Origin of the sequence: Thalassotalea sp. G2M2-11 (genome assembly GCF_017168195.1) — a bacterium.
Classification (GTDB): Bacteria; Pseudomonadota; Gammaproteobacteria; order Enterobacterales; family Alteromonadaceae; genus Thalassotalea_E.
In genome coordinates, this window is record NZ_JADNYL010000002.1 from 625754 (window position 1) to 637962 (window position 12209).

Below are 12209 nucleotides of genomic sequence, written 5' to 3' on the forward strand. Positions count from 1 at the left end.
CAAAACAAATGAACAAGTTATAAACACTAACACTAGAATACAAAAGAACGCTTAGTTTACTCTGCATTGGCTTTAATAAGCAAAAAATGTTGCATTTTTTATGGTGTTAAACTTTTACGCGTAAAATGGTTATGACCGCAATGTAGACAATCAGTAATTTCAGTTAAATGGCTTATATGTAAAATATGGTGGCACTTTTGGCATTCTATAATACCAAAGCCTATATAATCCCCCGTTGTATATTCTCCTTGATGCTGAAAATCTTCCGACAACTCTGCCCATTCTACTTGCGATTTATCGGTTATATTTTCCATTAACGCCCAAAATGATTCATTCATTAGGCCCAGATAAATAGAGTGTTTAGCTTGTTCTTGATATTGCTGATAAAACTCATGTAGATCATAATTAAAATTATCAATAAACTGCTTTACCTTTTCTTCAGGAATTGTTTCCGCCGCTTTTAATACCACCTTAGCGTGCTCAACAATTTCAACAATTTTTGTGACTTCGTGTTGCTTAACATCAACAATCCAACGAGATAATCGATTATAAAAATCTGAACTTCGCTCTTTATTCACAGGCAACTCCACCGCTATTAGTCCTTATCTTTTATATAGTATAAATTTGCCTATAAATCCTATTATCAACCGATAGAATCAAAAAACAGTGATAAATCGCACAATTATCGAACACCTCTTCCGATTAAGCTTGTCGAATAATAGGTATTTCATGTATTCTATGACGATTATTTTATCCGCCGAAATGTCTCGTTTTATCAAACAAAATAAGCATCGGCATCACATCAAATTTTTTTGAGAAAATCATTAATGGAATCCATCTACAATCCACAATCAATTGAAGCTGAAGTGCAAGCATTTTGGGCAGATAACAAAACTTTTAAAGCAGAAGAACAACCAGAAAAAGAAAAGTTTTACTGTCTTTCTATGTTCCCATACCCAAGCGGTAAATTACACATGGGTCACGTTCGTAATTACAGCTTAGGCGATGTGATTTCTCGTTATCAGCGCATGCAAGGCAAAAACGTCATGCAACCTATGGGTTGGGACTCTTTTGGTTTACCTGCTGAAAATGCTGCGATAAAAAATAACTCAGCTCCTGCCAAATGGACCTATCAAAATATTGATTACATGAAAAATCAATTGAAGTTATTAGGGTTTGGTTATGATTGGGATCGTGAATTAGCCACTTGTAAAAAAGACTATTATCGTTGGGAACAATGGTTCTTTACCAAGCTTTATGAAAAAGGCTTAGTGTACAAGAAAAATGCCACAGTAAACTGGGATCCAGTTGATCAAACCGTACTTGCTAACGAGCAAGTCATTGACGGTAGAGGTTGGCGCTCTGGAGCCATTGTAGAGAAAAAAGAAATCCCACAATGGTTTATCAAAATTACCGATTATGCTGAAGAATTACTAAATGATTTAGACCAGTTAGATGGCTGGCCTGAACAAGTAAAAACTATGCAAAAAAACTGGATTGGACGCTCTGAAGGGGTTGAAATGACCTTTCAGGTAGCTGATTCTAGTGACAGCTTTGACATCTATACAACCCGTCCAGATACCTTGATGGGGGTTACCTATGTGGCACTTGCAGCCCAACACCCATTAGCGCTTGAAGCAGCGAAAAACAATCCAGCATTAGCCGACTTTATTGCAGAATGTAAAAGCAATAACGCCACAGAAGCCGATATGGCGACTATGGAGAAAAAAGGCGTCGATACCGGATTAAAAGCGATCCATCCACTCACTGGTGAATTAGTTGCCGTTTGGGCAGCTAACTTTGTTTTGATGGATTACGGCTCAGGCGCAGTCATGTCGGTACCAGGTCATGATCAACGTGATTGGGAATTTGCCACTAAATACGGCTTACCCATCAAGCAAGTCATCACCGCAAGCGATGGAGATGACATCAACAAAGCGGCGATTGTCGAAAAAAATGCCCTGATCAATTCAGGAGAATTTGACGGCTTGGCTTTTGATGACGCTTTTAAAGCTATCTCTGATAAGTTAATTGCTCAAGGCAAAGGTAAAGTCACGGTTAATTACCGCCTACGCGATTGGGGTGTTTCACGCCAGCGTTACTGGGGTGCACCAATCCCAATGATCAATTTAGCCAACGGTGAATCCGTGCCGGTTCCTGAAGATCAGCTACCAGTTGAATTACCCGAAGATGTGGTAATGAATGGTGTTACTTCGCCAATCAAAGACGATAAAGAGTGGGCCAAAACCACATACAATGGGGAAGCGGCATTTCGTGAAACAGACACCTTTGATACCTTTATGGAATCTTCATGGTATTACGCCCGTTATTGCTCACCAAATGAAGACGGGCAAATGTTGGATCCAGAAAAAGCTAATTATTGGTTACCTGTTGACCAATACATTGGTGGTATTGAACATGCTATTTTACATTTATTATATGCACGCTTTTTCCATAAACTGCTACGAGATGTTGGCTTAGTACAAAGTAATGAACCATTTAAAAGCTTATTATGTCAAGGCATGGTATTAGCAGATACTTACTATCGCGAAGCAGCAAATGGTGGTCAAGAGTGGATTGCACCATCAGACGTTACCGTTGAGCGCAATGAAAAAGGTCAAGTCACTTCAGCCATCAGTAAACTAGACGGTCAACCTGTAATTTCTGCGGGTATGAGCAAAATGTCGAAGTCAAAAAATAACGGTATTGATCCACAACATGTCATTGAACAATATGGTGCAGACACCGTTCGTTTGTTTATCATGTTTACTTCGCCACCAGAGCAAACGCTTGAATGGTCTGACTCAGGAGTTGAAGGGGCTCATCGTTTCTTAAAACGTGTCTGGAAACTTGTACATGACTTCACCCAAGGTGAACAAGCTGTTGCGGTTGAAGGGTTAAGGCTCAATAGCGATCAAAAAACATTACGCCGAGAATTACATAAAACCATTAAAAAAGTCAGTGATGATATTGGTCGTAGAAATACTTTCAATACTGCCATCGCCGCAATTATGGAATTAATGAACCACTTGAGTAAAGCAAAAACTGACAGCACAGAAGACCGTGCCGTCATGTTAGAAGCTATTCAAGCGATGGTATTAATGTTAAGCCCAATTGTCCCTCATCTGGCACACCATTTATGGTCAGTGATCGGTAATGGCAACTTAGTAGAAGATACTTTATGGCCGCAAGTTGATGAGTCAGCATTGGTTGAAGATGAGAAACTTATCATAGTACAAGTCAATGGTAAGCTACGTGGTAAAATCACAGTTGCCGCTGATGCAGACAAAGATCAAGTAGAAGCAAAAGGTTTGGCAGAAGAAAACGTTGCTAAGTTTGTTGAAGGCAAAACCGTGCGTAAAGTTATTTTTGTCCCAGGCAAACTACTCAATATTGTGGCCAATTAACCCTGTGAGTCATTGTCGATACAATAGGTTAATTAGATGAAAAGAGTAAGTGATTACTTACACCATAAAGCGAAAGTGCATAGTATGATCCTATGCACTTTACTGCTTGCTGCTTGTGGCTTTCAGTTACGCGGCAATTACTTATTGTCGCCAGAATTGCAAACCATTTATGTTAGCTCTGTGGATCAATATGGTGAACTCACCCGCATTGTTAAACAACATTTGATCCGTAACCGAGTCAATGTGGTAAAACAATTCAGTGATGATCTACCACAAATGCGCATCCTCAAAGATAAGCTAGACCGTCGAACATTATCAGTATTCCCCAATGGTCAAGTGGCAGAATATGAGCTAATTTACACGGTGCGCTATGAAATTTTACGGGCCAACAAAGAGAAGCAATCATTTAAATTTGAGATCAATCGCAACTATCAGGATGATCCCAACTTTGCCTTAGCTAAAAGTCGTGAACTGGCATTAATGTTACGTGAAATGCGCCTAGATGCAGCAGATAAAATTTTACGTTCTATGGCCAGTATTCAATCATAGCCTACTGAGCTTTAAGGATTGCTATCGCCTATGCGAATTTATCACAATCAATTAATCAATACTGTTAATCAAGGATTCAAGCCTGTTTGGTTAATTTTTGGTGATGAACCTTGGCAAAAAAACAATAGCCTGGTCACGATCAAACAACATTTCAAGCAGCAAGGCTATGAAGAACTGATACGCCTGACCGTTGACGAAAAATTTGATTGGTCTGAACTAGAGCAAGAATATCAAGCGATGAGCTTGTTTGCTAACCAGCGCATTATTGAAGTGGAACTGACCAGCAATAAGATAGGCGATAAAGGTAGCAAAGTACTAAGCGAGCTTAGTCAACAGCTTCATCAAGATGTGTTATTGCTCATACATGGTCAAAAACTTGATGGCGCTGGTCAAAAAAGAAAATGGTTTAAATCACTCGAATCTCAAGGCTGCTTTGTGCCTTTATATGATATTGAAGGTAAACCATTAAGCCATTGGATCCAAAACCAGGCAAGGCAATATCAGCTCAATATTCAGCCCGATGTGGTGCTGCAATTAGCAGAATTATTTGAAGGTAATTTAAACGCATTAGATCAAGAGTTACAAAAATTAGCGATCTTATTCGGCCAACAGCTGATCACCAGTGAAGATGCCGAACAATTGCTAATTAAACAAGCAAAGTTTAATCCTTTCCAACTTATTGATGCTGTACTAACAGGCGATATCAAAAAAGCAGTTGCTATGTTAGATCAGTTACAACAAGACGGAACCGCTATTGGTCAATTAATTTGGTTTGTTCATAAAGAAGTCAAACAATTAGCAACAATGCAACAACGTATGGAGCTAGGGGAAACCTTCAACAAACTGTGCAGCGAGTATCGTATATGGGACAAAAGAAAGCCACTTTATCAACAAGCTCTCAATACTCTCTCTTCGCGCAGTCTGGCGCTTGCCTTATCGCGCATTGCTGAAGTCGATTTTCAGTCAAAAAGTGCCAGTGACTTTAATCCTTTCATTTTATTAGCCGATGTGATTGTTACCTTATATCACAGTGAGCAGATGAAAAACTTATCACTGAACTATGAATACAACTAAACGGCAGTCAGAGACAAAGCAACTTCATCGTATCGGCATACTGGGAGGAACTTTTGATCCAATCCATCATGGGCATATTTTCCCTGCCATAGAAACAGCTCAATGGTTAGGGCTTGAATGCTTGCACCTAGTGCCAGCCCACATTCCCCCTCATAAACACAATACTACGGCCAACGCACAACAACGTAAAGCCATGGTAGAACTGGTTTGTCAGCAATTTCCCATACTAAAACTTGATACCAGAGAATTAGCTCGTACTAAAGCTTCTTACACAGTCGATACATTAACAGAACTTAAACAGGAACAACCTCACAGCCAGTTATTTTTTGTCATGGGGATGGATTCACTACTCAGCTTCACCACTTGGCATCAATGGCAAACCATCTTAGAACTTTGCCATATAGTGGTCAATGTGAGGCCAGGCTATCAGCCGGTAGACTTGCACACGCCATCAATGAAGGAATTGTCAGCACACTTTGTGGAAACATTAGCGCAGTTACACCATTTAACATCGGGAAAGATCATTTTCCACCAACAACAAGCCCTTGATATATCATCGACTGAAATACGTGATGAAATATCAAAAAACATATTTGATAACAATAAATTACCTTCAAATATCATCAGTTATATAAAGCAACAGCAACTTTATCTTTAATCAGTGCGTCTCTAGACGGTTAACCTAGTAAAAATTTAGTGGTATTATCTAAGGGCTGTTGAACTTCAAGTTTATTTTTTCAGCAGTTTGTTGGAGATTTATACAAGGCAGTACTTTTGATCTGTGGTTGTTCCACATGAAAAAGTGCTAACACAGTAGAAATGACAACAAACGCTGCCTGAAAGGTTCGCTTAAAAGCGTTTAACTGGGTGTTGTGAGGAGATTTGCTTAGATGACTAGGCGTCAATCCTCACGCCGTGATTAAAACGCTTTTCTCTCGAACAAAAATTAAACAGCAAAGATCAACAGCCCATTGGGTTATTAAACAACTTAACATTAAAAGAGAAGTAACTTTGCAAAATAAAGCATTAACCGCTTTTGTCACTGAAAAAATAGCAGACATGAAAGGTCGCGATATTACCACGTTAGATATTGCTGATAAGTCCGACTTTGCCGACTACATGATCGTTGCCTCAGGCAACTCCAGTCGTCATGTAAAATCCATCGCACAATCATTAGTCACAGACTGTCGCGCAGAAGGTGTCGAACCTTTAGGCATCGAAGGTAATGATGTTGGCGAATGGGCCTTGGTTGATTTAGGCGATATCGTGATCCACATCATGACCGATGAAAGCCGTGATAAATACCAACTTGAACAACTCTGGGAATAATTTCAGCTAATGCGTATCACACTCTACGCAGTCGGCAATAAAATGCCGAATTGGATCACACAAGGTTTCAACGAATACAGCCGTCGATTCCCTCGTGATATGTCATTTCATTTGGTTGAAATCTCCCCGGGCAAACGAGGAAAAAATGCCGATATTGCGCGCATCCTTGAAAAAGAAGGTGAGCAAATGCTGGCTGCTATTCCAAAAGGTTGCCGTATTGTCACACTAGAAGTTGAGGGAAAACCTTGGACAACACCACAGCTTGCCAAGCAACTTGAAAAGTGGCAACTTGATAGCCGAGATGTCGCGTTATTAGTGGGAGGACCGGAAGGGTTAGCGCCGGCATGTATCGAGGCTTCAGAGCAAAAATGGTCACTGTCACCCTTAACATTGCCGCATCCTATGGTACGCGTACTTGTCGCCGAAAGCCTCTATCGGGCTTGGAGTATAAACAATAACCATCCTTATCACAGAGAGTAACCATGCGGAAAAATAAACGCGTTGTTATTCGAAATCATAGCGCAGAAGCTAACCTATTCGCTCGCAGAGCCTTTATCGCTTTTTTAGGTGTCTGTACGTTAATATTGATCTTATTCAATAATATTTATGAATTGGAAATTAGTTCTTACGAAAAATATCAAACGCGTTCAAATTCAAACCGAATAAAATTACTTCCTGTCGCTCCGAACAGAGGACTGATTTACGATCGCAACAATGTATTATTGGCTGAAAATAAAGCAATCTACAGTATTGAAATCATCCCTGAGCAGGTCAAAGATCTCGAAAAAACCATTACTGAAGTCAGTGAGTTACTTGATATATCAAAAGAAAAACAAGAAAAACTCTTTAAGTCACTACGAAGCAAACGCCGTTTCAAGCCAATTGAATTACAATCGCGCCTTAGCGAACAACAAGTAGCAATGTTTTCAGTCAACCAACATAAATTTCCAGGGGTTTTTATTGATGCCAGACTCAAGCGCTACTATCCATTTGCTGATTTAACCACTCATTCAATCGGTTATGTTGCCCGTATTAATGGCCATGATGCGATCATGCTAGAAGAGCAAAACAAAACAGAAAATTATGCGGCAACCCGCAATATAGGTAAATTAGGACTAGAAAAGTATTACCAGGACATTTTACATGGCACCGTAGGACACCAAGAGGTAGAAGTTAATAACCAAGGACGTATTATACGAACATTAGACTTCACGCCACCTATTCCCGGTAAAGATTTAACCCTGACCTTAGATATAGAACTGCAAATGATTGCTAAGCGAGCATTATCAGGTAAACGTGGGGCTGTAGTTGCTATTGATCCTAGAGATGGCGGTGTGCTTGCCATGTATTCAAACCCTAGTTATAACGGTAATTTATTTGTTCACGGCATTAGCACCCGTGATTATAAAAACATTTTAAGTTCACGTAACCGCCCTTTAATTAATCGTACCGTGTCAGGTTCTGGTTATCCGCCCGCTTCAACCATTAAACCATTATTGGCTCTTACAGGCTTAGAAGAAGGGATTATTACGCCAGAAACAGAGATTTATGACCCTGGCTTTTATCAATTGAAAGGGGTAGAAAATAAACGTCGAGATTGGAAAAAATGGGGTCACGGTAAAGTCAACTTAACCAAGTCATTAGAACAGTCCTGTAATGTCTATTATTATGACCTAGCATATAAGCTGGGGATAACCCGTATCGCCCGTATGATGGAAAAGTTTGGCTTTGGTGAGCATACAGGTATTGATATTTATGAAGAAAGTCGCGGTATTATGCCCAGTGTCGAGTGGAAACGCGCCCGAAAAAATCGACCTTGGTATACCGGTGAAACATTATCAGTCGGTATAGGTCAGAGCTACTGGTCAGTGACACCTCTACAACTTGCCCAAGCCGTTTCAATTCTAGTCAATAAAGGACAAATTAAGGTACCACACTTATTAAAAGCCACAACCGAAGTGATAGCTGTCGATCAGTCTGCCACTGATAGTGACAATACCAACGAACCACAAACAGGCGAACAATTACCCCAACAAAAACTCGTCACCAAAGCACATCCGATTGATGAGAAAAGACCAATAGTGCTGAAAGATGCCAAATATTGGGACATAGTACTCGATGGCATGCATAACACGGTTCAAAAACCAGGAGCAACTGCCCATAAAGCTTTTATCGGCAGCAAATATGATGCAGCTGGTAAAACAGGATCAGCGCAAACAGCTAACTTGGCCCAAGATCAAGAATATGATGCTGAAGCGACCCAAGAAAGTCAGCGAGATAATGCAATGTTCGTTGCATTTGCACCGTTCGAACACCCTGAAATCGTTGTTGCTGTGGCTATTGAAAACGTTGCTAAAGGTGGTGGTGGTAGTAATGCTGCTCCTGTGGCTCGTCAAATGATGGATCAATATTTTGGCGATCGCGTCATTGTCAGTAAAACCAAGCACCCTCTTCATGATAATACTTATGGAGAACAATACCTTGAAAATAACACAACGGGTAATAACTAATGCGTTCAACGGGTCATGATCAACAAAAAACACGCACTTTATGGCAAAAGCTCCATATTGATCTGCCGTTACTCGCGGGCATTTTGATCCTAATGACCTTAGGTCTTTGCATTGTTTATAGTGCTGGAGGACAAAGCGTTGATATGGCGATAAAGCAGGCAAGAAACATGGGGATTGCATTATTTGTGATGTTTGCCATTGCACAAATACCTCCGCTTGTTTATCGAAAATGGGCCGTTCCCGTGTTTATTATCGGTATTTTGCTATTAGTTAGTGTCATGTTTTTTGGACAGGTGATCAATGGTAGTCGACGTTGGCTCAATTTAGGCGTTGCCATGTTTCAACCATCAGAAGTGATGAAACTTATTGTGCCAATCGCGGTTGCTTGGTATGTCAGTCAGTTTGATTTACCGACAAAACTTGTACACATAATTGCGGCATTTATTTTACTTTTAATTCCAACCTTACTCATTGCTAAACAACCCGATTTAGGCACCTCACTGTTAATTGCCAGTTCAGGTATTTTTGTTATTTTTCTCGCAGGTGCCAGTTGGAAGCTCATTGGAGGCTGCGCTATTTTGGCGTCAGCATTCGCGCCAATACTCTGGCTGTTTTTAATGAAAGATTATCAAAAACAACGTGTATTAACCTTCTTAAACCCAGAGCAAGATCCACTAGGTTCAGGGTATCACATCATTCAATCAAAAATTGCGATAGGCTCGGGCGGTTTGCATGGCAAGGGCTGGCTTCAGGGCACACAATCTCAGCTGGAGTTTTTACCTGAACGTCATACTGATTTTATTTTCGCAGTGTTTAGTGAAGAATTTGGCTTAATGGGAGTAACTTTGTTGCTACTGGTTTACCTTGCTATTGTGATGCGTGGTTTATGGATTGCCAGCAATGCACAACATGCTTTTACCAAACTATTAGCCGGTAGCCTCACCTTAACCTTTTTTGTTTATGTCTTTGTCAATATTGGTATGGTATCGGGCTTACTTCCCGTTGTAGGTGTTCCTTTACCGCTGGTAAGCTACGGAGGTACTTCCATGGTCACCTTGATGGCAGGTTTTGGTATCATTATGGCGATCAGTACTCATCGCCGCTTTATCATGTAAGGAATAATATCATGTTTAATAAACCACTCATTATTATCAGTATTATTCTCTTTCTCCATGGCTGTAGTAGCCAATATGGTCGCTATCAGCAACGCCATGACAGCACGCCTACCCGACAACCAACGTCTACTGAATTACGAGATGCGATACCCCGAGCTGAGGCTAAAAGTCGAGGAGGTAACAGCAACTATCAAGTGCGTGGTAAACATTACCAGGTATTAAGTTCAGCGAAGAACTTTAAAGAACATGGTGTTGCGTCTTGGTACGGCAATAAATTTCACGGACATTTAACCTCTAATGGCGAAATTTATAATATGTACGGGATGAGTGCTGCCCATAAAAACCTCCCCTTACCTACGTATGTTAAAGTTACCAATAAAGCGAATAATAAAAGCGTTATTGTCAGAGTAAATGATCGAGGCCCTTTTCATCAAAATCGGATTATTGATTTATCCTACAGTGCCGCTTATAAACTGGATATGTTAACAACAGGCACCGCCAATGTCGTAATTGAAGCTATCACTGACTTTAATCACAATCCTCCTCATATTGTTAGCAAGCCTGCAGCTGAACAAATTGCCTATATTCAAGTATTTGCCACGCAAAATACCGCTTTAGCAGATAAAACAGCCAACGCCATTACTTCTCTTTACCAATTACCGACTAAAACCATCAAAAAAGCCGGCTTGTATAAAGTACAAGTAGGCCCAATCAAAGGGAATGACAACATCAATTCTGTCCTCAGTCAGCTAAAAAGCAATGGTTATCCTAACGCATTTAAAACCGCTCCCTAGATACTGTATTTAATGCATAGTTGGTAAATTCACTAAAAGATACAATTTGCTTATCACTAGCGTAGAATTCGCAAATAAAACTGGTATACTGCTGAAATTCGTTTTAATTCTTCATGTTCAAGCTTAAAAGGGCTTGTTCAACAATTAGATATTCACAGGATAGCTATGCCCTCTCAATTGGCCAAAAATACAATAAAAAAATCTCAAAAACTGTTAAGTATATTTGCTGCTTTCACCTTGTCTGTCGCTTCAGTAAGCCATGCATCAACCATTATCCCGTCCGCGCCGCAAATTAATGCGAAAGGACATATCTTAATTGATTACACCACAGGTAAAGTGATCGCAGAAGGCAATGCCGATGCGTTACTAGCACCAGCAAGTTTAACCAAAATGATGACCAGCTACATCATCGGGAAAGAACTTCAAACGGGTAATATCACTAACCAAGATCAGGTAAAAATTAGTAAAAATGCATGGGCAACAGGCAACCCGGTATTAAAGGGTTCATCTTTAATGTTTTTAGAAGTAGGCAAAGAAGTCTCCGTTGAGTTGTTAAACCAAGGGATTATTGTTGCTTCTGGTAATGATGCGTGTATTGCGATGGCAGAGCATATTGCCGGCAGTGAAGATGCATTTGCTGATTTAATGAATGCACATGCTGAACAATTAGGAATGAGCAGTAGCTACTTTGAAAACAGTCATGGCCTTGACAGTACCGAACATAAAACAACGCCAAGAGATATGGCAACGTTAGCAACGGCTTTGATCAGAGACGTACCCAGCGAGTACGAGATATACAAGCAAAAATCATTTACTTTTAACAATATCAAACAATACAATCGCAATGGCTTATTGTGGGATAAAAGCATGAATGTTGACGGCCTTAAAACCGGACACACTTCGCAAGCAGGATATAGCTTAGTGACCTCGGCTACCAAGGGTGATATGCGCTTGATCAGCGTGGTCATGGGCACGGAAAGTGAACGCGCCAGAAAAGTAGAAAGTAAGAAATTATTAAACTACGGTTTCCGTTTCTTTGAAACATATACCCCATATAGCGCAGGAGAAAAATTTGTCTCTAATCGCGTTTGGATGGGCAATACTAAAGAAGTTGACTTAGGTATTTTAGAAGATACGCCAATTACTATTCCTCGTGGTCAACGTAAAAATTTACAAGCAAATTTTGAACTAAACAAACAGCTCATCGCCCCTTTAGCCAAAGGTGAAGTTGTTGGTAAAGTATTCTTACAACTTGGTGGTGAAGATATTGGTGAATATCCACTAGTGACCTTACAAGAAATCAATGAAGGAGGCATTTTCGACCGCCTACTCGATTATGTAAAATTACAATTTGTTAATTAATCATTGATTGCAAAATCTCAATAACTAAGCCCAGTGAATACTGGGCTTTTTTATTTTTACCCTAAACTT

At 40.1% G+C, this 12209-nt stretch carries 11 protein-coding genes; 10 read left to right on the forward strand and 1 reads right to left on the reverse strand.

The window, feature by feature from the left end; all coding sequences use genetic code 11:
• Positions 1-98 precede the first annotated feature (98 nt).
• Entirely contained in the window at positions 99-578 is a 480-nt protein-coding gene (locus tag IV514_RS08680; protein WP_346776908.1) for a hypothetical protein, read from the reverse strand.
• Positions 579-827: 249 nt separating this feature from the next.
• Between IV514_RS08680 and leuS the strand changes: the two genes are divergently transcribed.
• From leuS to IV514_RS08730, 10 genes are all read left to right on the forward strand, one after another.
• On the forward strand, positions 828-3407 hold the full coding sequence (gene leuS, locus IV514_RS08685) for a leucine--tRNA ligase (RefSeq protein WP_206484576.1): 2580 nt from the start codon (positions 828-830) through the stop codon (positions 3405-3407).
• A gap of 36 nt (positions 3408-3443) precedes the next feature.
• Entirely contained in the window at positions 3444-3956 is a 513-nt protein-coding gene (lptE, locus tag IV514_RS08690; protein ID WP_206484578.1) for an LPS assembly lipoprotein LptE, read from the forward strand.
• Between the two features lie 30 nt (positions 3957-3986).
• Positions 3987-5030 carry a DNA polymerase III subunit delta gene (gene holA / locus IV514_RS08695; protein WP_206484583.1) on the forward strand — a complete coding sequence of 348 codons (1044 nt, stop codon included), beginning with the start codon at positions 3987-3989 and terminating at the stop codon, positions 5028-5030.
• Positions 5017-5688, forward strand: a complete 672-nt coding sequence (nadD, locus tag IV514_RS08700; protein WP_206484585.1) for a nicotinate-nucleotide adenylyltransferase — start codon at positions 5017-5019, stop codon at positions 5686-5688. The genes holA and nadD overlap by 14 nt, the downstream gene beginning before the upstream one ends.
• Positions 5689-6041: 353 nt before the next feature.
• On the forward strand, positions 6042-6359 hold the full coding sequence (gene rsfS, locus IV514_RS08705) for a ribosome silencing factor (protein WP_206484590.1): 318 nt from the start codon (positions 6042-6044) through the stop codon (positions 6357-6359).
• A gap of 9 nt (positions 6360-6368) precedes the next feature.
• Positions 6369-6839, forward strand: a complete 471-nt coding sequence (rlmH, locus tag IV514_RS08710) for a 23S rRNA (pseudouridine(1915)-N(3))-methyltransferase RlmH (RefSeq protein WP_206484592.1) — start codon at positions 6369-6371, stop codon at positions 6837-6839.
• Positions 6840-6841: 2 nt separating this feature from the next.
• The gene (gene mrdA / locus IV514_RS08715; protein ID WP_206484593.1) at positions 6842-8869 is read left to right on the forward strand and encodes a penicillin-binding protein 2; all 2028 of its coding nucleotides are present in this window, start codon (positions 6842-6844) and stop codon (positions 8867-8869) included.
• Entirely contained in the window at positions 8869-9984 is a 1116-nt protein-coding gene (gene rodA / locus IV514_RS08720; RefSeq protein WP_206484595.1) for a rod shape-determining protein RodA, read from the forward strand. Before mrdA ends, rodA begins: the two co-directional genes overlap by 1 nt.
• 11 nt (positions 9985-9995) lie before the next feature.
• Entirely contained in the window at positions 9996-10778 is a 783-nt protein-coding gene (locus tag IV514_RS08725; RefSeq protein ID WP_206484596.1) for a septal ring lytic transglycosylase RlpA family protein, read from the forward strand.
• 165 nt (positions 10779-10943) lie between these two features.
• Positions 10944-12140 carry a serine hydrolase gene (locus tag IV514_RS08730; RefSeq protein ID WP_206484597.1) on the forward strand — a complete coding sequence of 399 codons (1197 nt, stop codon included), beginning with the start codon at positions 10944-10946 and terminating at the stop codon, positions 12138-12140.
• The last annotated feature ends 69 nt before the right edge of the window (positions 12141-12209 follow it).

Excerpts from the sequence above, each read along its gene's own strand:
- mrdA (WP_206484593.1), top strand. The coding sequence starts at position 6,842 with ATGCGGAAAAATAAACGCGTTGTTATTCGAAATCATAGCGCAGAAGCT.
- holA (WP_206484583.1), top strand. The coding sequence starts at position 3,987 with ATGCGAATTTATCACAATCAATTAATCAATACTGTTAATCAAGGATTC.
- nadD (WP_206484585.1), top strand. The coding sequence starts at position 5,017 with ATGAATACAACTAAACGGCAGTCAGAGACAAAGCAACTTCATCGTATC.
- leuS (WP_206484576.1), top strand. The coding sequence starts at position 828 with ATGGAATCCATCTACAATCCACAATCAATTGAAGCTGAAGTGCAAGCA.
- IV514_RS08725 (WP_206484596.1), top strand. The coding sequence starts at position 9,996 with ATGTTTAATAAACCACTCATTATTATCAGTATTATTCTCTTTCTCCAT.
- rodA (WP_206484595.1), top strand. The coding sequence starts at position 8,869 with ATGCGTTCAACGGGTCATGATCAACAAAAAACACGCACTTTATGGCAA.
- rlmH (WP_206484592.1), top strand. The coding sequence starts at position 6,369 with ATGCGTATCACACTCTACGCAGTCGGCAATAAAATGCCGAATTGGATC.
- lptE (WP_206484578.1), top strand. The coding sequence starts at position 3,444 with ATGAAAAGAGTAAGTGATTACTTACACCATAAAGCGAAAGTGCATAGT.
- IV514_RS08730 (WP_206484597.1), top strand. The coding sequence starts at position 10,944 with ATGCCCTCTCAATTGGCCAAAAATACAATAAAAAAATCTCAAAAACTG.